Consider the following 20302-nt stretch of genomic DNA (forward strand, 5'->3'; position numbering starts at 1 on the left):
CCGCGCCAGGCAAGGTTCGGACGGCGTTTTCCATGGTGACGGAAAACCCACGGGGAGAAGTCCGAAGGCGCCGTTTTTCTGTACGTTTGTGTCAATCATGCGACATGCCCGCGAACGACCCGCCGCCCCCCGCTTTTCAAGCGGTCAAGCGGCACTCTACACTGTACCGGTACAGTTTCCGGTGGGTCTGTCCGGGGCAATCCCGGTCCGGTGAGCCGCTGGCAACCAGGACTACAAAAACGAAAACACAAGAAGAGTGGAGCATTATGAAAAAGGGTACTCAGCGTCTTTCCCAGCTGTTCACCGCCATGGCCCTGGCCGGCGTTGCCAGCTTCTCCATGGCCGCCGACACCATCAAGATTGCTCTGGCCGGCCCTGTGACCGGCGCAGTCGCCCAGTACGGGGAGATGCAGTTCATTGGCGCGAAGATGGCCATTGAGCAGATCAACAAGGCCGGCGGCGTCGACGGCAAGCAACTCGAAGGCGTGGTCTACGACGACGCTTGCGATCCGAAACAAGCCGTGGCCGTTGCCAACAAGATCGTCAACGATGGCGTCAAGTTCGTCGTTGGCCACCTGTGCTCCAGCTCCACTCAACCGGCTTCGGACATCTACGAAGACGAAGGCGTGCTGATGATCACCGCCGCCTCCACCAGCCCGGACATCACCTCCCGCGGCTACAAGCTGATCTTCCGCACCATCGGTCTGGACAGCCTGCAGGGCCCGACCGCCGGCAAGTTCATCGCCGAGCACATCAAGCCCAAGACCGTGGCCGTGATCCACGACAAGCAGCAGTACGGCGAAGGCATCGCCACTGCCGTGAAGAAGACCCTGGAAGACTCCGGCATCAAGGTCGCCCTGTTCGAAGGCATCAACGCCGGCGACAAGGACTTCTCCGCGATGATCGCCAAGCTCAAGCAGGCCAAGGTCGACTTCGTCTACTACGGCGGCTACCACCCGGAGCTGGGCCTGATCCTGCGCCAGGCTTCCGAGAAAGGCCTGAAAGTCGGCTTCATGGGCCCGGAAGGCGTGGGTAACAAAGAGATCTCCGCCATCGCCGGCCCGGCTTCCGAAGGCCTCTACGTGACCCTGCCGAAGTCCTTCGACCAGGATCCGAAGAACCAGGCTCTGGTTGACGCCTTCAAGGCCAAGAACGAAGACCCAAGCGGTCCGTTCGTGTTCCCGGCCTACGCCGCGGTCCAGGTCATCGCCGAAGGCATCAAGAAAGCCGGCAGCGAAGACACCGACAAGGTGGCAGCGGCGCTGCGCTCCAACACCTTCGCGACTCCGACCGGTGACCTGGCCTTCGACGAGAAGGGCGACCTGAAGAACTTCAACTTCGTGGTCTACCAGTGGCACAAGGACGGCACCAAGACCGAAGCCAAGTAAGCCACCCGCCTCCACACAAAGCCCACTGCCCACGCAGTGGGCTTTGTTTATCCGAGTATTCCGGGGGTCCGTCGCGCCACAAGCGCCGCTTCACGCGACGCCCGAGGAGTTAGGTAATGCCTGAGCTCTATCACTACCTGCAACAGCTGATCAACGGCCTCACCGTCGGCAGCACCTATGCCCTGATCGCCATCGGCTACACCATGGTCTACGGCATCATCGGCATGATCAACTTCGCCCATGGCGAGGTGTACATGATTGGCTCGTACGTAGCCTTCATCGTGATCACGGGGCTGGCCATGATGGGGATCGTTAGTCTCCCTGTCGTTATCATCTGTACCTTCGCCGCGGCGATCATCGTCACCAGCGCCTACGGCTATACCATCGAACGGATCGCCTATCGGCCCCTGCGTGGAAGCAACCGGCTGATCCCGCTGATCTCCGCGATCGGCATGTCGATCTTCCTGCAGAACGAGGTTCTGCTGGCCCAGGATTCCAAGGACAAGGCAATCCCCAACCTGCTGCCGGGCAACTTCGTCATCGGCGCCGACGAAATGACCGGCGTGACCATCTCGTACATGCAGGTGCTGATCTTCATCGTCACCCTGCTGACCATGTACGGGCTGTCCATGTTCATCTCCCGTTCCCGCCTGGGCCGCGCCTGCCGCGCCTGCGCGGAGGACCTGAAGATGGCCAACCTGCTGGGCATCAACACCAACAACATCATCGCCCTGACCTTCGTCATCGGCGCCACCCTGGCCGCCGTGGCCGCGGTGCTGCTGGGCCTGCAGTATGGCGTGATCAACCCGCACATCGGCTTCCTCGCCGGCATCAAGGCGTTCACCGCCGCGGTGCTGGGTGGCATCGGCAGCATTCCGGGCGCCATGCTCGGCGGCCTGGTGCTGGGCGTTGCCGAAGCCTTCGGTGCCGACGTGTTCGGTGACCAGTACAAGGACGTGGTGGCCTTCACCCTGCTGGTGCTCGTGCTGCTCTTCCGCCCCACCGGCCTGCTCGGTCGCCCGGAGGTGGAAAAGGTATGAGCCAGAAACTCAAGACCGCATTCTTCAGCGCCCTGCTGGTGATGGCCGTCGCCTATCCGGTGCTGGGCGTGAAGCTCAGCGTGATCGGCATCGGCCTGCAGCTGGAGAACGTCAGTCCCGCGCGACTGTGGACCATCGGCGCCTGCGCCGTGCTGATGTTCGTCTGGCAACTGGTACGTGATCGCTTCGCCTTCGGCGGCAGCGTGAAACAGGCCCTGTCGCACCCGCACACCAAACTGGCCGAACGCCTGACCCACGCCTCGGTGCAACGCAAGATCATCATGGTGCTGATCCTCATCGCCCTCGCCTGGCCGTTCTTCGGCTCGCGCGGCGCGGTGGACATCGCCACCCTGATCCTGATCTACGTGCTGCTCGGCCTGGGCCTGAACATCGTGGTGGGCCTGGCCGGCCTGCTCGACCTCGGCTACGTCGGCTTCTACGCCGTGGGCGCCTACAGCTATGCACTGCTGTCGCACTACTACGGCCTGGGCTTCTGGGTGTGCCTGCCGATCGCCGGCCTGATGGCCGCGTTCTTCGGCTTCATCCTCGGCTTCCCGGTGTTGAGATTGCGCGGTGACTACCTCGCCATCGTGACCCTGGGCTTTGGCGAGATCATCCGCATCCTGCTGCGCAACATGACCTGGCTCACCGGCGGCCCCAACGGCATCAGCAACATCGAGAAGCCGACCCTGTTCGGCCTCACCTTCGAGCGCCGCGCCCCCGAGGGCATGCAGACCTTCCACGAGTTCTTCGGCATCGCCTACAACTCGAACTACAAGGTCGTGTTCCTCTACCTGGTCGCGCTGCTGCTGGTGCTGCTGGTGCTGTTCGTGATCAACCGTCTGCTGCGCATGCCCCTGGGCCGTGCCTGGGAAGCCCTGCGCGAAGACGAGATCGCCTGCCGCGCGCTGGGTCTGAACCCGACGCTGATCAAGCTCTCCGCCTTCACCCTCGGCGCCTGCTTCGCCGGTTTCGCCGGCAGCTTCTTCGCCGCGCGCCAGGGCCTGGTCACCCCGGAGTCGTTCACCTTCATCGAATCGGCCATCATCCTCGCCATCGTGGTGCTGGGTGGCATGGGTTCCCAGCTCGGCGTCATCCTGGCGGCCGTGGTGATGATCCTGCTGCCCGAACTGATGCGTGAGTTCAGCGAGTACCGCATGCTGATGTTCGGCGCCCTCATGGTGCTGATGATGATCTGGCGTCCGCAGGGGCTCCTGCCCATGCAGCGTCCGCACCTGGAGTTGCGAAAATGAGCCGACCGATTCTTGAAGTATCCGGCCTCACCATGCGCTTCGGCGGGCTGCTGGCCGTCAACAACGTGGCCCTGAAGGTCCAGGAAAAACAGGTGATCTCGATGATCGGCCCGAACGGCGCCGGCAAGACCACCGTGTTCAACTGCCTGACCGGCTTCTACGCCCCCACCGGCGGCGAGATCCTGCTGCGCGGCGAGCCCATCCAGGGCCTGCCGGGCCACAAGATCGCCCACAAGGGCGTGGTGCGGACCTTCCAGAACGTGCGTCTGTTCAAGGAAATGACCGCGGTGGAGAACCTGCTGGTGGCGCAACACCGGCACATCAACACCAACTTCCTCGCCGGCCTGCTCAAGACCCCGTCCTTCCGCCGCGCGGAAGCCGAGGCCCTGGACTACGCCTCGCACTGGCTGGAAATCGTCAACCTCAAGGACATCGCCAACCGCCCGGCGGGCACCCTCGCCTACGGCCAGCAGCGCCGCCTGGAGATCGCCCGCTGCATGATGACCCGTCCGCAGCTGCTGATGCTGGACGAGCCGGCGGCCGGCCTGAACCCGCGGGAAACCGAGGACCTCAAGGCGCTGATCGCCATGCTGCGCTCCGAGCACGGTGTCACCGTGCTGCTCATCGAGCACGACATGAAGCTGGTGATGAGCATTTCCGACCACATCTACGTGATCAACCAGGGCACCCCGCTTGCGGACGGCACCCCGGAGGAAATCCGCGGCAACCCGGATGTGATCAAAGCCTATCTGGGGGAGTCCTGAGTCATGCTGAAGTTCGACAAGGTTTCCACCTTCTACGGCAAGATCCAGGCGCTGCACGACGTCAGCATGGAAGTCCAGCAGGGCGAGATCGTCACCCTGATCGGCGCCAACGGCGCCGGCAAGTCGACCCTGCTGATGACCCTGTGCGGTTCGCCGCGCGCCTCCTCCGGCAGCATCACCTACATGGGTGAGGAACTGGTCGGCAAGGAATCCTCGGTGATCATGCGCAAGAGCATCGCCGTCGTGCCGGAAGGCCGTCGCGTGTTCGCCCGCCTGACAGTGGAGGAGAACCTCGCCATGGGCGGTTTCTTCACCAGCAAGGGTGACTACCAGGAGCAGATGGACAAGGTCCTGGGGCTCTTCCCGCGCCTGAAGGAGCGCTTCAACCAGCGCGGCGGCACCATGTCCGGCGGCGAACAGCAGATGCTCGCCATCGGCCGTGCGCTGATGAGCAAGCCCAAGCTGCTGCTGCTCGACGAGCCGTCGCTGGGCCTGGCGCCGATCATCATCCAGCAGATCTTCGACATCGTCGAACAGCTGCGCCAGGAAGGCGTGACCGTCTTCCTCGTCGAGCAGAACGCCAACCAGGCGCTCAAGCTCGCCGACCGCGGCTATGTGCTGGAGAACGGTCGCATCGTCATGCAGGACACCGGCGCCAACCTGCTGGTGAACCCCAAGGTGCGCGACGCATACCTCGGCGGCTGATCCTTGCCACTGTGATGAAAACGGCCCTTCGGGGCCGTTTTTTATTGGCGAGCGGTCCGCACCGTTCCTACAGCGGCTCCGCCATTTCTGCCGCATCTCCCGCTGCATCCGACAGACAATCGATCAGGGCTCACCAAGCATCTGCGGATACAACAAGGAGAGCCACCATGCACGCCGATCACGCCGCCGAATCGCTAGCCGTACTACGCAAGCTCGCCCAGGGCATCGACCCGCGCTACGACGCGCCCCTGGCTGTCGACGACCCCTGCCAGGCACCGGAAGTGATCCGCGCCCTGTTCCACGCCATCCATGCACTGGAAATGCCTGTCCCGAAGCCACGCCACCAGCCCCAGCAGGCCGGCAAACCGTGGCAGACGGAAGAGGAAGCAGACTTGCTGCAGCGCTTCGAGGCCGGGGAGACCATCGCCGCCATCGCCCGCGAACACGGCCGTACCACGGGCGGCATCCGCTCACGCCTGAAGTACCTGGGCAAGCTCTAGGCCGTTGAAACGAAAATGCCGCCCACTGGGCGGCATTTTCGTTGCCAGGTCGATCAGGTGCCGTAGCTCAGCACCTGCGCGCGCTGGCGCAACTGGGAAACGACATCGTCCTCCATGCGGCCTTCGGAGATCAGCAGGTCGCGGCGGATGGTCTGTACTGCCTCCTCGCTCTGCTCATGGTCGGCCAGATGCTGGCCTTCGATGACACGCCGCAGCACCACGTCTCCATCATCGTTGGTGAGGGTCAGAATACGGCCGCCGTCGGGGCGTGCCGGGCCCAGGGAGGGAGCGTAGGGAGCGAAGGTCTCGGTCAGCAGGGCGCTCAGCCGGTCCATGTCGTATCTCCTTGTTGCGAAATGAAAACACGCAGAAAAAGACCGCACGATCGGCGATAAAGTTCGCCAGTTTCAGTACCGTTGGTCATGACGGCATGTTTCACGGCCCGCAGCCGCAGCCAGATCGCAGGCAAGAAAAAGCCCGCCAAGGGCGGGCTTCTTCGAACGGCGAACGGCGCTTTAGAGCGGTTTGCCGCGGTTGCCGTGGGCGCTGACGAAGGCCTGGACCTTGGCCAGATCGTTCGCCAGCACGGTGCAACGCTCGTCACGCTGGAACAGGTCGGCCAGGTGCGCCGGCAGTGCCGGAACCGCCTCGATGCCGGCCTTCTCCACCGCTTCCGGGAACTTAACCGGATGCGCGGTACCCAGGGTGACCATGGGCACGGACAGGCTGCGGCGGCACTCGCGAGCGGCGCGTACGCCGATGGCGGTGTGCGGGTCCAGCAGCTCGCCGGACTCGGAGAACACCTGGGAGATGGTCTCGCAGGTTTCCTCGTCGCTGACCGCCAGGGAATCGAACAGGCGGCGGGCTTCGGTCCAGCGGTCATCCTCGACGGCCAGCTTGCCGGTGGCCTTGAAGTTGTCCATCAGCTCGGCAACGGCCTTGCCATTGCGACCATGCAGGTCGAACAGCAGACGCTCGAAGTTGGACGAGACCATGATGTCCATGGACGGCGACAGCGACGCGTGCAGGGTGTCCTTGTCGTAGCGGTTGCCGGACATGAAGCGGTGCAGGATGTCGTTGCGGTTGGTCGCGACGATCAGCTGGCTGATCGGCAGGCCCATGTTGCGCGCCAGGTAGCCGGCGAAGATGTCGCCGAAGTTGCCGGTGGGCACCGAGAACGCCACGGAACGGGCCGGTGCGCCGAGCTGCAGGGCGGCGTGGAAGTAGTAGACGATCTGGGCCATGATCCGCGCCCAGTTGATCGAGTTCACCGCTACCAGACGGGTGCCTTTGAGGAAGCCCTGGTCGGCGAAGCTGGCCTTGACCATCTCCTGGCAGTCGTCGAAGTTGCCTTCGATGGCGATGTTGTGGATGTTCTCGCCGAGGATGGTGGTCATCTGACGGCGCTGCACCTCGGACACACGGTTGTGCGGGTGCATGATGAAGATGTCGACGTTCTCGCAGGCCTTGCAGCCTTCGATGGCGGCCGAACCGGTGTCGCCGGAGGTGGCGCCCATGATCACCACGCGCTCGCCGCGCTTGGTCAGCACGTGGTCAAGGAGGCGGCCGAGCAGCTGCAGGGCGAAGTCCTTGAAGGCCAGGGTCGGGCCGTGGAACAGCTCCAGCACCCACTCGTTGCCATTGAGCTGGCGCAGCGGCGCCACGGCGTTGTGGGCGAAGACACCGTAGGTCTCTTCGAGGATCTTCTTGAAGTCGGCGTCGGCGATGCTGCCGGCAACGAACGGGCGCATCACGCGGAAGGCCAGTTCGTGGTACGGCAGGCCGGCCCAGGAGGCGATCTCTTCGACGGTGAAGCGCGGCAGGTTTTCCGGCACGTAGAGGCCGCCGTCGCTGGCAAGACCAGCCAGCAGCACGTCTTCGAAGTTCAGCGCGGGCGCCTGGCCACGGGTACTGATGTAACGCATGTTCAAAACCTTCGGTTTTGGCTTCAGGCCTCGGGCTTCAAGCTTCAGGCTCTTTCGCCTGCCGCTTGCTGCCCGTGGCCTGCAGCCCGATTAGTTCAGTTGTTCGACGCGGATGCGTACGACATTGCCGACGACGTCATCCAGCGCTTCCAGCGCGGCGATGGCTTCGATGATGCGGGACTCGAGCACGCGGTGGGTAACCAGGATCATCGGCACCAGACCGTCATGCTCTTCGACTTCCATCTGCATGATCGATTCGATGTTGATGCCGCGCTCGGAGAGGATGGTCGCCACCTGGGCCAGTACGCCCGGGTGGTCCTTGGCCTGGATGCGCAGGTAGTAGGCGCTTTCGCAGGCGTCGATCGGCAGGATCGGGTGGTCGGAGAGCGAGTCCGGCTGGAAGGCCAGGTGCGGCACGCGGTTCTCCGGGTCGGAGGTCGTGGCGCGAACCACGTCCACCAGGTCGGCGACCACCGAGGAAGCGGTGGGCTCCATGCCGGCGCCAGCGCCGTAGAACAGCGTGGAGCCCGCAGCGTCGCCATTGACCATGACCGCGTTCATCACGCCGTTCACGTTGGCGATCAGGCGGTCGGCCGGGATCAGGGTCGGGTGCACGCGCAGCTCGATACCCTTGTCGGTACGGCGGGCGACGCCCAGGTGCTTGATGCGGTAGCCCAGCGCTTCGGCGTAGTTCACGTCGGCAGTGGTCAGCTGGGTGATGCCTTCGGTGTAGGCCTTGTCGAACTGCAGCGGGATGCCGAAGGCGATGGATGCCAGGATGGTCAGCTTGTGCGCGGCGTCGATGCCTTCGACATCGAAGGTCGGATCGGCTTCGGCGTAGCCCAGCGCCTGGGCTTCCTTCAGCACGTCAGCGAAGGCGCGGCCCTTCTCACGCATCTCGGTGAGGATGAAGTTGCCGGTGCCGTTGATGATGCCGGCCAGCCAGTTGATACGGTTGGCGGCCAGACCCTCGCGGATCGCCTTGATCACCGGGATGCCACCGGCCACGGCAGCTTCGAAGGCGACAATGACGCCCTTCTCGCGGGCCTTGGCGAAGATTTCGTTGCCGTGCACGGCGATCAGCGCCTTGTTGGCGGTGACCACGTGCTTGCCGTTCTCGATGGCCTTGAGCACCAGCTCATGGGCCAGGGTGTAGCCACCGATCAGCTCGATGACCACGTCGATTTCCGGGTTGTTCGCCACGTCGAAGATGTCGGCAGTAATGGGGGTACTGCCGGTTTCACACTTCGGATTGGGGCGACGGGCGGCAATCTGCGCAACCTCGATACCACGCCCGGCACGGCGGGCAATCTCCTCGGCGTTGCGTTTGAGTACATTGAAGGTACCGCCACCGACGGTCCCCAACCCACAGATTCCCACTTTCACCGGTTTCACGCTGAACTCCCCATGATTACAGCATCGGGGCGCCTGAGACGCCGATGCCCGCAACGAGGCGGGCATGGGAGCAGGCACCATGTCAGAACAGGCGACTGCCTGTTCCCTAGTCAAAAGGAACCGAACATTACGAAGCGGTTCCGCATTAGTCAATCAGTGCGCAAGCCGCGGCTTACTTGGCTTCCAGAGCCAGCTTGGCGATCTGGCCGGCCGGCTGGTAGCCCGGCAGCAGGGTGCCGTCGGCGAGGATGATCGCCGGGGTGCCCTGCACACCGACCATCTGCCCCAGGGCGAACTGCGCGTCCACCGGGTTCTCGCACTTGGCGGCCTTCACTTCCTTCTCGTGGAACATGTCGCTCATGGCCGCCTGGCGGTCCTTGGAGCACCACACGGCCTGCAGCTGGGCATCACCCGGCGAGTTCGGACCCTGGCGCGGGAAGGCCAGGTAGCGCACTTCGATACCGCGCTTCTGCAGCTCCGGCACTTCGGCGTGCAGTTTCTGGCAGTACGGGCAGGTGGTGTCGGTGAAGACGGTGATGTGCGCCTTGGTCTCGCCCTTGGCCGGGAACACGACCATGTCCTTCGCCGCGATGGCGTTGATGGTCTTGGCCACGCCGGCGCTCTCGGCCTGCTCGGTCAGGTTGGTCGGCTTGCCATCCTTCACCTGGTAGATGTTGCCCTGCACGACGAACTGGCCGTCGGCGCTGGCGTAGAGGATGCGACCACCCTTGAGCTGCACCTGGTAGATGCCTTCCAGGGGGCCCTTGGAGATGTTCTCGATGGGCAGGTCAGGCTGCAGGGACTGCAGGGTGGTGCGGATCGCCTGGTCCGGCTCGGCGGCCAGAGCGAGGGTGCTGACGAGGCCAAGGGCCGCGGCAGCCAGAAGTCGGGACAAACGCATGGAAAACTCCTGATGTCGGTCGGCGAAGACTATCACACCGGGCCGCCAAGACCGAGCCAAAGGCTGTAGCCGGAAGCTTCGGCGGGAGTAGCGGTTAAGGCCTGGGCCGCAAAGATCGAACAAGGTGTAGACATCCCTGTCGAGACGACCTGCCCAGGTTCAGCCCCGGCCCAGCCATCCATGGCCGGGGGTTCTGGCAACGCATGCGTTGCCAGAACCCCCGCTCACCCACGCGGGTGGTGCTGGGCGTGCAGGTCCTGCAGACGGGCGCGGGCAATGTGCGTGTAGATCTGCGTAGTAGACAGGTCGCTGTGGCCCAGCAGCATCTGTACCACGCGCAGGTCGGCGCCGTGGTTGAGCAGATGGGTGGCGAAGGCGTGGCGCAGGGTGTGCGGCGACAGGCTCTTGCCGATGCCTGCCACCCTTGCGTGGAGCTTGATGCGATGCCAGAAGGTCTGGCGGGTCATCTGCTCGCCGCGCAGGCTGGGGAACAGCACGTCGCTCGGCCGGCCTGCCAGCAGGTCACCACGCGCTTCGCGCACGTAGCGCTCGATCCAGCGGATCGCCTCTTCGCCCAGCGGCACCAGGCGCTCCTTGCTGCCCTTGCCGAGCACGCGCACCACACCCTGGCGCAGGTTCACCTGCTCCAGGGTCAGCCCGACCAGTTCGCTCACGCGCAGCCCGCAGGCGTAAAGCACCTCGAGCATGGTGCGGTCACGCAGACCGAGCGGATCGTCGGTCTCCGGTGCCCCCAGCAGGGCTTCCACATCCGACTCCGACAGCGACTTGGGCAGCGGCTTACCCAACTGCGGCAGATCCACCAGCAATGTCGGGTCCTCGGCGATCAGGCCTTCACGCAGGCAGTAGCGGTAGAAGCCACGCAGACCGGACAGGAAGCGCGCCGTGGAGCGTGCCTTGTAGCCCTCGCCCAGGCGCCAGGCCAGGTGATCGAGGATCACATCGCGGCCGGCGGACTCCAGCGCAACGCCGCGCTCGCCGAGCCAGCCATTGAACAGCGCAAGGTCGCTGCCATAGGCACTGCGGGTGTTGTCGGACAGGCCCTTCTCCAGCCAGAGGGCGTCGAGGAAGCGATCAATCAGCAAATGTGAAACCGGGGTCATTTCAGGCCAGGGCAAAGGAAAATGTGGCGCGGGTAGTCTTTCATATCCTTCATTCTTCTCACCACTCTCGCGCAGGAAGTCACCGCTCCATGGATGAACACAGCACCTACTACGCCCTCGCCGGTATCGGCGCCGCCTCCCTCGTCAGCCAGTGGCTGGCCTGGCGCCTGCGCTTGCCGGCAATCCTCTTCCTGCTGCTGAGCGGCATCCTGGTCGGCCCGATCCTGCATCTGTTGTCGCCAGAGGCGCTGTTCGGCCCGCTGCTGTTCCCCCTGGTGTCGCTGGCGGTGGCGCTGGTGCTGTTCGAGGGCAGCCTGACCCTGCACCTGGACGAGTGGAAGGAAATCGGCACGGTGGTACGGCGCATGGTCACCATCGGCGCCCTGCTCACCTGGGGCGTGATCGCCCTGGCGACCCATTACCTGCTGGACTTCACCTGGGAGATGGCGCTGCTGTTCGGCACCCTCACCCTGGTCACAGGCCCGACGGTGATCGTCCCCATGCTGCGCGTGGTGCGCCCCAACGCCACCATCGCCAACATCCTGCGCTGGGAAGGTATCGTCATCGACCCCATCGGCGCCCTGCTCGCCGTGGTCGTCTACACCTTCATCGCCGCCAGCGACAGCGGCTCGGGCTGGACCGACAGCCTGCTGACCTTCTTCAGCGTGATCGGCACCGGCATCGTCGCCGGCCTGCTGGGCGGCCAGGCCCTGGGCGTGGTGCTGCGCCGCCACTGGCTGCCGGATTACCTGCACAACCTGTCATCGCTGTCCGTGGTACTGGGACTGTTCGTGCTCTCCAACTCGCTCATGTCCGAATCCGGCCTGCTGGCGGTGACAGTCATGGGCCTGCGCCTGGCCAACATGAAGGGCGTCGACGTGCGGCAGATCCTGCACTTCAAGGAGAACCTCAGCGTGCTGCTGATCTCCGGGCTCTTCGTGCTGCTGGCCGCGCGACTGGACCTCTCGGCACTGCTGGGGCTGGGCCCGATCGCCCTGCTGGTGCTGGCGCTGATCCAGTTCGTCGCCCGACCACTGAACGTACTGGTGTCCACCGCCGGCTCGTCGCTCAACTGGCGCGAACGCGCCCTGCTCAGCTGGATAGCCCCGCGCGGCATCGTCGCCGCGGCGGTCTCGGCGATCTTCGCGATTCGCCTGCAGGAAGCCGGCCACGCCCAGGCCGGCGTGCTGGTGCCGCTGACTTTCCTGGTGATCATCGGCACGGTGATCCTGCAAAGCGCCACCGCCCGCCCCCTGGCGCGCCTGCTGAAGGTCGCCGAGCCGGTTCCTACCGGGTTCCTCATCATCGGCGCCAACCCCGTGGCCCGTGCCGTCGGCACCGGGCTGCAGAATGCCGGGGTGAAGGTGCTGCTCACCGACTCCAGCTGGGAGAACACCCGCGCGGCACGCATGGAGCACCTGCCGACCTACTTCGGCAACCCTGCCTCGCAGCATGCCGAGGCCCATCTGGACCTGATCGGCCTGGGCCATCTGCTGGCGCTGTCGCCCAACGCCGAACTGAACGCACTGATGTGCATGAGCTTCCGCCACGAGTTCAGCCCGCGCCACCGCTTCATCCTGCCCACCAGCCAGGACAGCCGGCGCAGCGAAAAACACCGGGTCAGCGACCGCCACCGTGGCCACCCACTGGGCCAGCACCTGGTCACCTACCCACAGATGGCCGGGCTGATCGCCCGTGGTGCGGAAGTCCGCTCGACCCTGCTCAGCGACAACTTCGGCTGGAATGAATACCAGGCACAGCACGGCCCGCGCGCACTGATGCTGTTTGCCCGCGATCCGAATGGCCGCCTGCATATCGCCAGCCCCGACCGGCCGCTCGCTCCAGCCAGCGGCTGGACGGTGATTGCGCTGGTCGAGGAGGCGCCGGAAAGCTCGGTGAGTACGAACGAAACCGACCATGCGGTCGCAACCTGACGACCGGCCATGTCAGCCTATCTTTAGGCTGGTGACAGGAAATTTCTGAAGGACGATGATTGCACCACGCCATCATTGCGCCCCACGAAGCCCACGCCATGCCCAGTCAACAGAACTCCCGTCTCGGTCAGATCCTTGTCAGCAAGGGTCTGATCACCTCCCAACAGCTGGATAAGGCCATCCAGCTCCAGCTCAACAACGGACTGCGCCTGGGCGAAACCCTGATCCAGCAGGGCTGGATCAGCGAACGCCAGCTCGGTCGCGCGCTGAAGAAGCAGAACAACCTGCGCCTGACAGCGACATTGGTCGCCGCCCTGCTCAGTCCGTTTCAGCTGGCCAGCGCCGATGTGCAGCGCCAGGCACCGACGAGCATCACCCGCCACGAAGCTCCCAAGGGCCTCAAGCCGCTGAGCGACCGCGAGATGAGCGATGTCAGCGCCCAGGGTTTCGACGACACCCTGCAGAGCCTGCTGGTCAGCGCCGAGAGCGGTGATGGTGTCGGCGCCATCAAACAGCTGTCGCGCCTGGTCATGCCGGTGGTCGACAGCCTCGATGCCGAGACCTCGCTGCATGACGTGCAGTACGACACCGCGCACGCCTCCTCGTCCCTGAACCCGGACGGCTCGATCAACGTGCGCCTGCCCAGCTCCATCGGCGAGGTGCGCTTCGACAACATCCGCGTCGCCGGCGCGCCCAAGAGCCAGAGCATGGGCAGCCTGAGCCTGCAGAACATCGACCTGTCCCAGGCCTCGCTGAAGATCAGCCTGCGCCACTGAGGCCGGCTCACCATGAAAGAAGGCGCCCATGGGCGCCTTCTTTCATTTCAGTCCTCGAAGCCCGGCAGGACCGGCACCGGGCGCTTCTCTTCGTCGATGGCGACGAAGCTGAACAGCCCGTGGATGGCCTTCTCGCGGCCATCGGCGGACATGCTCTCCACGAACACCTCCACCTCGACCTTGAGGCTGGTGTTGCCGACCTTCACCACCCGGCCGACCAGCTCGACGATGGAGCCGGCGGGAATCGGGTGCTTGAAGTCGATACGGTCGGTGGACACGGTCACCAGCGGCAGACGGCAAAAGCGCGTTGCGGCGATGAACGAGACTTCGTCCATCCAGGCCAGCGCGGTACCGCCGAACAGGGTGTTGTGGTGGTTGGTGGTGGGCGGGAAGATCGCCTTGGTCACGCGGGTTTCGGAAAGCTCCGTACGACGGAGGATTTCCTGCTCTCTGGGGCTCATGCCACTGCTACCTGATGCAATGAGGGTGGCTGCCGGTGCTGCGGATGTTGTGCTTCTAATGCGCTGCCGGAGGCAGATGGGAACAAATCACGGGCAAGAAAAAAGCAGCCCGCAGGCTGCTTTTTTTCAGGATCAACCGGTCGATTAAACCAGTTTTTCCTTGATACGAGCCGCCTTGCCGGACAGTTCGCGGAGGTAGTACAGCTTGGCCTTGCGCACATCGCCGCGACGCTTGACGCTGATGCTGTCAACCAGCGGGCTGTAAGTCTGGAAGGTACGCTCTACGCCTACGCCGTTGGAGATCTTGCGAACGGTGAAAGCACTGTTCAGGCCGCGGTTACGCTTGCCGATGACAACGCCTTCGAAGGCCTGCAGACGCTGACGGTCGCCTTCCTTCACTTTAACCTGGACGATTACGGTGTCGCCGGGGGCGAACGCCGGAATCTCTTTGCTCATCTGTTCAGCTTCGATCTGCTGAATGATCTTGTTGGTCATTTCGTGCTCCTAAGACCAGCGCTCGGCGCGGGCCATCGATACGTTAACTATCGTTCCGCTGGCGGATGTATTCCTCCAGCAGCTTTTTCTCTTCTCCAGAAAGCGAGCGGCAATCCAGAAGATCGGCACGTCGTTCCCAGGTCCTGCCTAAGGACTGCTGCAAACGCCAGCGCCGGATGTGTTCGTGGTTGCCGCTGAGCAGCACCTCAGGAACACGTTTGTCTGCGTACACCTCAGGTCGGGTGTAGTGCGGACAGTCGAGCAGGCCATCCGTGAAGGAGTCCTCCTCGGCGGAGTCCACGTGGCCCAGTGCACCGGGCAACAACCGCGTGACCGCGTCAATCAGCACCATGGCCGGAAGCTCACCCCCGGACAGGACATAATCGCCAACTGACCATTCCTCATCGACATGCTCTTCAATGAAGCGCTCGTCGATGCCTTCGTAACGCCCGGCGATCAGGATCAGTCGCTCCTCGTTCGCCAGTTCTTTCACGGCCGCCTGCGTGAGCTTGCGACCTTGCGGCGAGAGGTAGATCACCTTCACCGGTCCGCCTGCGGCTTGCCGGGCATCGCCCAGTGCGCCTTCGAGCGGCTTGATTTTCATCACCATGCCGGGACCACCGCCGAAAGGCCGGTCATCCACCGTCTGGTGACGGTCCTCAGTGTTGCTTCGCGGGTTGAAGCACTGAAGCTGAATCAGCTCCTGCTTGACCGCGCGACTCGTGATGCCGTAGTCGCTGATGGCGCGAAACATCTCCGGAAAGATGCTGATAACCCCTATCCACATTGGCTGAAGGCTCTCATCCACATGGGTTAGAAGTCCGCGTCCCAGTCCACCCGCATCTCGCCGGCTTCCAGGTCTACCGCTTGCACGCACTGATCCGTATACGGAAGCAGGCGTTCACGGTCGTCCAGGCTGCCTGCGCAGGGCTTGACTACCATCACATCGTTGGCGCCGGTCTCCAGCATGTGGTCGAGAATCCCGAACAGTTGCCCGTTCTGGTCGATCACCTTGAGACCTTCCAACTGGCTCCAGTAGAACTCGCCATCGTCCAGCACCGGCAGCTCGCTGCGCGGGACCAGGATTTCGAATTCAGCGAAGGTGCGGGCGATCTCGCGATCATCCAGTCCCTTCAGCTTCGCGACCAGGACATTGCCCTGCACGCGACCTTGAACCAGCTCAGCCTGTCGAACTTCGTTGCCACGCTTGAGCGTCCAGCGGCGATAGTCCAGCAGGTTGTCCAACGGATCGGTAAAGGAATACACCTTCACCTCACCACGAATACCGTGCACCGATACGATCTTGCCGAGAACAACCATCTCCTCGGCGGGAGCAGGATTCGTGTTCATCGATCTCAGGCAGCCTTGGCGGCTTCCTTGATCAGCTGAGCAACACGCTCAGACGGTTGAGCGCCTTGGCTCAGCCAGTAGTTCAGACGCTCCTGGTTGACCGAGAACTTGAGCTCAGCGCCAGTGGCGACGGGGTTGAAGAAGCCGACGCGCTCGACGAAACGGCCGTCACGAGCGTTGCGGCTGTTGGTCACGGTCAGGTGATAGAACGGGCGCTTCTTGGAGCCGCCACGAGCCAGACGAATGGTTACCATGCGTACGTTGTTCCTATGGTTTGCTTGCAAAAAAGAAATGCAGCCCTCGGGCACATAGCCCGAAAGGCCGCATATTCTATGAGCTAAAGCCCCGCGCCGCAAGCCGCAGCGCGCTCGGCCCGCCGGGCGGCGAGCCGTCTGGCCTCACATCTTGGGCATGCCGCCGGGGAACATGCTCCCCATGCCGCGCATCATCTTGGCCATGCCGCCCTTGGCGGTGACCTTCTTCATCATCTTCTGCATCTGCTTGTGCTGCTTGATGAGGCGACCAACGTCCTGCACCTGGGTACCCGAACCCATGGCGATGCGGCGCTTGCGCGAACCGCTGATCACTTCCGGATCGCGGCGCTCGCCCGGGGTCATGGAGTTGATGATCGCCTCCATCTGCTTGAACTGCTTCTCCGCCGCGTTCTGCGCGTTGCCCATCTGCGACAGGTTGACGCCGCCGAGCATCGGCAGCTTGTCCATCAGGCTGCCCAGGCCGCCCATGTTCTTCATCTGCTGCAACTGATCGCGGAAGTCTTCCAGGTCGAAGCCCTTGCCCTTCTTGATCTTCTTCGCGAGTTTCTCGGCCTTCTCGCGGTCCATGCTCTGCTCGGCCTGCTCGATCAGGCTGAGCACGTCGCCCATGCCGAGGATGCGCGAGGCCACGCGATCGGGGTGGAACGGATCGAGCGCTTCGCTCTTCTCGCCCATGCCGAGGAACTTGATCGGCTTGCCGGTGATGGCGCGCACGGACAGCGCGGCACCGCCGCGGGCGTCGCCGTCAACCTTGGTCAGCACGACGCCGGTCAGCGGCAGCGCGTCATTGAAGGCCTTGGCGGTGTTGGCGGCGTCCTGGCCGGTCATGGCGTCGACCACGAACAGGGTTTCCACCGGTTTGATCGCCGCGTGGACCTGCTTGATCTCGTCCATCATGTCGGCGTCGATGTGCAGACGGCCGGCGGTGTCGACGATCACCACGTCGATGAACTTCAGCTTGGCTTCACGGATCGCCGCTTCGGCGATGTCCACCGGCTTCTGGCTGGTATCGGACGGGAAGAAGGTCACGTCCAGGTCGTTGGCCAGGGTTTCCAGCTGCTTGATCGCCGCCGGGCGGTAGACGTCGGCGGACACCAGCAGCACGGATTTCTTCTTGCGCTCTTTAAGGAAGCGCGCCAGCTTGCCGGCGGTGGTGGTCTTGCCCGCACCCTGCAGGCCGGCCATCAGGATGACCGCAGGCGGAGCGGCGGCGAGGTCGAGGTCCTCGTTGGCCGCGCCCATCAGCTCGACCAGTTCGGCCTGGACGATCTTCACGAAGGCCTGGCCCGGGGTCAGGCTCTTGGAAACTTCAGTGCCGACCGCGCGATCCTTGATCTTGGCGACGAAGTCCTTGACCACCGGCAGGGCCACGTCGGCCTCCAGCAGGGCCATCCGCACTTCGCGGAGCGTGTCCTTGATGTTGTCCTCGGTCAGCTTGGCCTTGCCGGTGACGTGGCGCAGCGTTTGCGAGAGGCGATCTGTAAGGTTTTCGAACATGCGCGTTCCTAATCAGACCCGGTCGGGTCAGGGTTTGGCTTGTCAGCAAGCCGCCGATTATAACCAAGTGCGGCCAGCGCCAACACCGCCGATGATCCTGATGTGACCGACTGCTTCGCAGGCCAGAAGCGAACTGTTCTCAGCAGCTTTCTAGGGGCAGTCGATCTGTGCCAAACTCAGCACCTTTCGGGTCCCCCGTCGAAGGACTGTTCCAAGGACTTATGCAACCTCTGCTGCCCAGCCTGATCGCCGCCGTCCTTTATATCGGCACCACCGCCTACCAGGGCGCAAGCCTGGCCCGCCGTACCCCGCCGCAGAAACCGCTGCTCCTCCTGCTGGGTCTGGTCGCCCTGCTCTGCCAGGCCTACAGCCTGAGCCAGGAGCTGCTGACGTCCGCGGGTCTGGCGCTGGACTTCTTCAACGCCGCCAGCCTGATCTCCGCCGCGGTCATCGCCCTGACCCTGCTGGCGTGCCTGCGCATTCCGGTGCACAACCTGCTGATCTTCCTTTATCCGCTCGGCGCGCTGACCACTCTGCTGGCCGTGCTGATGCCCCACGGCACCATCGAGCCGATCAACGAGCAGCCCGGCATCCTCGCCCACATCCTGCTGTCGATCCTGGCCTATGGCCTGCTGACCATCGCCGTGGTCCAGGCGCTGCTCCTGCTGGTGCAGGACCATCAGCTCAAGCACAAGCACCCGTCGGGCCTGATCCGCAACTTCCCGCCGCTGCAGACCATGGAAAGCCTGCTGTTCGGCTTCCTCTGGGGCGGCTGGTCGCTGCTCTCGCTGTCGCTGATCTCCGGCTGGCTGTTCGTCGACAACCTGTTCGCCCAGCACCTGGCGCACAAGACCATTCTCTCCTGCTTCGCCTGGGTGGTGTTCGGCGTACTGCTGTGGGGCCGCCACCAGCTCGGCTGGCGCGGCCACAAGGCGATCCGCTGGACCCTCGCGGGTTTCTGCCTGCTGATGCTGGCCTACTTCGGCAGCAAGCTGGTCAAGGAATTCATCCTGCACATCTGACGCTAACGGCGGCGCGGATGCGCCGCTGAAGGACCTGCGCGCATGGAAGAGATCCACCCCGGCTACCTGATCGGCCTGCTGGTCTTCCTGATCCTCTGCTCGGCGTTCTTCTCCAGCGTCGAGACCGGCATGCTCAGCCTCGACCGCTACCGCCTGCGCCACCTGTCCAAGAAGGGCAACCGCGGGGCCCGGCGCACCAGCTGGCTGCTGCTGCGCACCGACCGGCTGCTGGGCACCATCCTGATCGGCAACAACTTCGTCAACATCATTGCCTCGTCCCTGGCGACCTTGCTGGCCCTGCGCCTGTGGGGCGAGGCCGGCGTGGCGATCGCCACCGTGGCGCTGACGCTGATCCTGCTGATCTTCGGCGAGATCACCCCCAAGACCTATGCCGCCCTGCGCCCCGAGCGCGTCGCCTTCCCCGCCAGCCTGCCGCTGATCTGGATGCAGAAGCTGTTCAGTCCGCTGCTCTGGCTGATGACCGGCATCAGCAACCTGCTGCTGCGCCTGGGCGGCCTCGACCCGACCCAGCGCGGCAACAAGCCGCTGAGCAACGACGAGCTGCGCAGCGTGGTCACCGACTCCAGCGAGAAGCTCACCCACAACCGCCAGGACATGCTGCTGAGCATCCTCGACCTGGAAAAGATCACGGTGAACGACCTGATGGTGCCGCGCAACGAAGTCCAGGGCATCGACCTGGACGACGAGCTGGAAACCATCATCGGCCAGCTGCGCAACACCACCCACACCCGCCTGCCGGTGTTCCGCAACGACATCAACCAGGTCGAGGGCGTGGTACACATGCGCCAGATCGCCCGCCTGCTGACCCACAACCAGCTGACCAAGGACAGCCTCAAGGCCGCGTGCCTGGAGCCCTATTTCGTGCCCGAGAGCACACCGCTGTCGACCCAGCTGATCAACTTCCAGAAGCAGAAGCGGCGCATCGGCATCGTCGTCGACGAGTACGGCGAGGTGATCGGCATCATCACCCTGGAAGACATCCTCGAAGAGATCGTCGGCGAGTTCAGCAACCAGAACACCCTGCGCAACCCGGACATCCATCCCCAGGCCGACGGCACCTACGTCATCGACGGCTCGGCCAACCTGCGCGACGTCAACCGCGCCCTGGGCTGGCAACTGCCCAGCGACGGCCCCAAGACCCTCAACGGCCTGGTCACCGAAGCGCTGGAGCAGATCCCCGACTGCGCGGTGTGCCTGAAGATCGGCCGCTACCGCCTGGAAATCCTGCAATCGGGCGAAAACCGGGTGAAAAGCGTGCGTGCCTGGCTGCCCGGCGCGCCACCCCGCGAAGCGCCGTACACCGACGAGCTTGCCTGAGCCGCCCCGCCCGCCCCTATAATCCGGACGGCTTACCCAGCCTCCCGCCTGCGCCCGTCGCTATCCGTGACGCCGCGCCGGCCAGTCAATCGCACGCCCCGCCGAGCCTCGACCCCGCGTCGTTGCCTTGCGAAGCAGCCGGCCTCGCCCTGACCCACCGCG

Annotated in this window: 21 protein-coding genes; 10 read left to right on the plus strand and 11 right to left on the minus strand. The window is 64.1% G+C overall.

The genetic code is table 11. The features are described 5' to 3' along the window. Positions 1-266 precede the first annotated feature (266 nt). The 6 genes from J2T47_RS08480 to J2T47_RS08505 all read left to right on the plus strand — a co-directional run bounded on the left by J2T47_RS08480 (position 267) and on the right by J2T47_RS08505 (position 5650). A complete protein-coding gene (locus tag J2T47_RS08480) occupies positions 267-1388 on the plus strand; it encodes a branched-chain amino acid ABC transporter substrate-binding protein (protein WP_253444672.1) in 1122 nt (373 codons plus the stop codon). Positions 1389-1504: 116 nt separating this feature from the next. Further along, positions 1505-2428 carry a high-affinity branched-chain amino acid ABC transporter permease LivH gene (livH, locus tag J2T47_RS08485; RefSeq protein WP_169937151.1) on the plus strand — a complete coding sequence of 308 codons (924 nt, stop codon included), beginning with the start codon at positions 1505-1507 and terminating at the stop codon, positions 2426-2428. Beyond that, the gene (locus tag J2T47_RS08490; RefSeq protein ID WP_253444675.1) at positions 2425-3681 is read left to right on the plus strand and encodes a high-affinity branched-chain amino acid ABC transporter permease LivM; all 1257 of its coding nucleotides are present in this window, start codon (positions 2425-2427) and stop codon (positions 3679-3681) included. Before livH ends, J2T47_RS08490 begins: the two co-directional genes overlap by 4 nt. Beyond that, positions 3678-4445, plus strand: a complete 768-nt coding sequence (gene livG, locus J2T47_RS08495) for a high-affinity branched-chain amino acid ABC transporter ATP-binding protein LivG (protein WP_253444678.1) — start codon at positions 3678-3680, stop codon at positions 4443-4445. The genes J2T47_RS08490 and livG overlap by 4 nt, the downstream gene beginning before the upstream one ends. Before the next feature lie 3 nt (positions 4446-4448). Then, positions 4449-5150 (plus strand): ABC transporter ATP-binding protein, encoded by a 702-nt coding sequence (locus J2T47_RS08500; RefSeq protein WP_045210454.1) that lies wholly within the window; start codon positions 4449-4451, stop codon positions 5148-5150. A 167-nt stretch (positions 5151-5317) separates the two neighbouring features. Beyond that, positions 5318-5650, plus strand: coding sequence for a hypothetical protein (locus J2T47_RS08505; RefSeq protein ID WP_253444680.1), 333 nt, complete (start codon positions 5318-5320; stop codon positions 5648-5650). 53 nt (positions 5651-5703) lie between these two features. Here J2T47_RS08505 and J2T47_RS08510 read toward each other — a convergent pair whose 3' ends face one another. From J2T47_RS08510 to xerD, 5 genes are all read right to left on the minus strand, one after another. Beyond that, positions 5704-5985, minus strand: coding sequence for a DUF3509 domain-containing protein (locus J2T47_RS08510; RefSeq protein WP_253444683.1), 282 nt, complete (start codon positions 5983-5985; stop codon positions 5704-5706). A 180-nt stretch (positions 5986-6165) separates the two neighbouring features. Further along, on the minus strand, positions 6166-7575 hold the full coding sequence (gene thrC / locus J2T47_RS08515; RefSeq protein ID WP_253444686.1) for a threonine synthase: 1410 nt from the start codon (positions 7573-7575) through the stop codon (positions 6166-6168). A 90-nt stretch (positions 7576-7665) separates the two neighbouring features. Then, positions 7666-8970: a homoserine dehydrogenase gene (locus J2T47_RS08520; RefSeq protein WP_184598526.1), complete on the minus strand. Its 1305-nt coding sequence runs from the start codon at positions 8968-8970 to the stop codon at positions 7666-7668. 172 nt (positions 8971-9142) lie between these two features. Continuing rightward, positions 9143-9871: a disulfide isomerase DsbC N-terminal domain-containing protein gene (locus tag J2T47_RS08525; protein WP_253444689.1), complete on the minus strand. Its 729-nt coding sequence runs from the start codon at positions 9869-9871 to the stop codon at positions 9143-9145. A gap of 224 nt (positions 9872-10095) precedes the next feature. Continuing rightward, positions 10096-10992, minus strand: a complete 897-nt coding sequence (gene xerD / locus J2T47_RS08530) for a site-specific tyrosine recombinase XerD (protein WP_253444692.1) — start codon at positions 10990-10992, stop codon at positions 10096-10098. A gap of 89 nt (positions 10993-11081) precedes the next feature. Between xerD and J2T47_RS08535 the strand changes: the two genes are divergently transcribed. Both J2T47_RS08535 and J2T47_RS08540 read left to right on the plus strand, forming a co-directional pair. Further along, on the plus strand, positions 11082-12926 hold the full coding sequence (locus tag J2T47_RS08535) for a cation:proton antiporter (protein ID WP_253444695.1): 1845 nt from the start codon (positions 11082-11084) through the stop codon (positions 12924-12926). 98 nt (positions 12927-13024) lie between these two features. Then, positions 13025-13702, plus strand: a complete 678-nt coding sequence (locus tag J2T47_RS08540) for a hypothetical protein (RefSeq protein ID WP_253444698.1) — start codon at positions 13025-13027, stop codon at positions 13700-13702. 47 nt (positions 13703-13749) lie between these two features. Here J2T47_RS08540 and J2T47_RS08545 read toward each other — a convergent pair whose 3' ends face one another. From J2T47_RS08545 to ffh, 6 genes are all read right to left on the minus strand, one after another. Next, complete coding sequence (locus tag J2T47_RS08545; protein ID WP_253444701.1) at positions 13750-14163, minus strand: acyl-CoA thioesterase; 414 nt, start codon at positions 14161-14163, stop codon at positions 13750-13752. A 144-nt stretch (positions 14164-14307) separates the two neighbouring features. Beyond that, positions 14308-14658: a 50S ribosomal protein L19 gene (rplS, locus tag J2T47_RS08550; RefSeq protein WP_089391437.1), complete on the minus strand. Its 351-nt coding sequence runs from the start codon at positions 14656-14658 to the stop codon at positions 14308-14310. Positions 14659-14701: 43 nt separating this feature from the next. After that, positions 14702-15445 (minus strand): tRNA (guanosine(37)-N1)-methyltransferase TrmD, encoded by a 744-nt coding sequence (trmD, locus tag J2T47_RS08555; RefSeq protein ID WP_024766884.1) that lies wholly within the window; start codon positions 15443-15445, stop codon positions 14702-14704. 26 nt (positions 15446-15471) lie between these two features. After that, positions 15472-16008 (minus strand): ribosome maturation factor RimM, encoded by a 537-nt coding sequence (rimM, locus tag J2T47_RS08560; RefSeq protein ID WP_169937128.1) that lies wholly within the window; start codon positions 16006-16008, stop codon positions 15472-15474. A 5-nt stretch (positions 16009-16013) separates the two neighbouring features. Continuing rightward, the gene (gene rpsP / locus J2T47_RS08565; protein WP_081515913.1) at positions 16014-16262 is read right to left on the minus strand and encodes a 30S ribosomal protein S16; all 249 of its coding nucleotides are present in this window, start codon (positions 16260-16262) and stop codon (positions 16014-16016) included. A 144-nt stretch (positions 16263-16406) separates the two neighbouring features. Continuing rightward, positions 16407-17780, minus strand: a complete 1374-nt coding sequence (ffh, locus tag J2T47_RS08570) for a signal recognition particle protein (RefSeq protein WP_253444707.1) — start codon at positions 17778-17780, stop codon at positions 16407-16409. Between the two features lie 221 nt (positions 17781-18001). Here ffh and J2T47_RS08575 point away from each other — a divergent pair, with 221 nt between their 5' ends. Both J2T47_RS08575 and J2T47_RS08580 read left to right on the plus strand, forming a co-directional pair. After that, a complete protein-coding gene (locus J2T47_RS08575; RefSeq protein WP_253444710.1) occupies positions 18002-18802 on the plus strand; it encodes a cytochrome C assembly family protein in 801 nt (266 codons plus the stop codon). A 42-nt stretch (positions 18803-18844) separates the two neighbouring features. Next, positions 18845-20140, plus strand: a complete 1296-nt coding sequence (locus J2T47_RS08580; RefSeq protein WP_253444713.1) for an HlyC/CorC family transporter — start codon at positions 18845-18847, stop codon at positions 20138-20140. Positions 20141-20302: the final 162 nt, after the last annotated feature.

This window comes from Pseudomonas nitroreducens (assembly GCF_024170165.1).
Lineage (GTDB): Bacteria > Pseudomonadota > Gammaproteobacteria > Pseudomonadales > Pseudomonadaceae > Pseudomonas > Pseudomonas nitroreducens_C.

Coding starts and splice junctions, on each gene's coding strand:
- J2T47_RS08510 (WP_253444683.1), bottom strand. CDS start 5,985: ATGGACCGGCTGAGCGCCCTGCTGACCGAGACCTTCGCTCCCTACGCT.
- livG (WP_253444678.1), top strand. CDS start 3,678: ATGAGCCGACCGATTCTTGAAGTATCCGGCCTCACCATGCGCTTCGGC.
- ffh (WP_253444707.1), bottom strand. CDS start 17,780: ATGTTCGAAAACCTTACAGATCGCCTCTCGCAAACGCTGCGCCACGTC.
- J2T47_RS08575 (WP_253444710.1), top strand. CDS start 18,002: ATGCAACCTCTGCTGCCCAGCCTGATCGCCGCCGTCCTTTATATCGGC.
- J2T47_RS08505 (WP_253444680.1), top strand. CDS start 5,318: ATGCACGCCGATCACGCCGCCGAATCGCTAGCCGTACTACGCAAGCTC.
- J2T47_RS08535 (WP_253444695.1), top strand. CDS start 11,082: ATGGATGAACACAGCACCTACTACGCCCTCGCCGGTATCGGCGCCGCC.
- xerD (WP_253444692.1), bottom strand. CDS start 10,992: ATGACCCCGGTTTCACATTTGCTGATTGATCGCTTCCTCGACGCCCTC.
- J2T47_RS08540 (WP_253444698.1), top strand. CDS start 13,025: ATGCCCAGTCAACAGAACTCCCGTCTCGGTCAGATCCTTGTCAGCAAG.
- trmD (WP_024766884.1), bottom strand. CDS start 15,445: ATGTGGATAGGGGTTATCAGCATCTTTCCGGAGATGTTTCGCGCCATC.
- J2T47_RS08480 (WP_253444672.1), top strand. CDS start 267: ATGAAAAAGGGTACTCAGCGTCTTTCCCAGCTGTTCACCGCCATGGCC.
- J2T47_RS08525 (WP_253444689.1), bottom strand. CDS start 9,871: ATGCGTTTGTCCCGACTTCTGGCTGCCGCGGCCCTTGGCCTCGTCAGC.
- J2T47_RS08580 (WP_253444713.1), top strand. CDS start 18,845: ATGGAAGAGATCCACCCCGGCTACCTGATCGGCCTGCTGGTCTTCCTG.
- J2T47_RS08500 (WP_045210454.1), top strand. CDS start 4,449: ATGCTGAAGTTCGACAAGGTTTCCACCTTCTACGGCAAGATCCAGGCG.
- livH (WP_169937151.1), top strand. CDS start 1,505: ATGCCTGAGCTCTATCACTACCTGCAACAGCTGATCAACGGCCTCACC.
- rplS (WP_089391437.1), bottom strand. CDS start 14,658: ATGACCAACAAGATCATTCAGCAGATCGAAGCTGAACAGATGAGCAAA.
- J2T47_RS08545 (WP_253444701.1), bottom strand. CDS start 14,163: ATGAGCCCCAGAGAGCAGGAAATCCTCCGTCGTACGGAGCTTTCCGAA.
- thrC (WP_253444686.1), bottom strand. CDS start 7,575: ATGCGTTACATCAGTACCCGTGGCCAGGCGCCCGCGCTGAACTTCGAA.
- rpsP (WP_081515913.1), bottom strand. CDS start 16,262: ATGGTAACCATTCGTCTGGCTCGTGGCGGCTCCAAGAAGCGCCCGTTC.
- J2T47_RS08490 (WP_253444675.1), top strand. CDS start 2,425: ATGAGCCAGAAACTCAAGACCGCATTCTTCAGCGCCCTGCTGGTGATG.
- rimM (WP_169937128.1), bottom strand. CDS start 16,008: ATGAACACGAATCCTGCTCCCGCCGAGGAGATGGTTGTTCTCGGCAAG.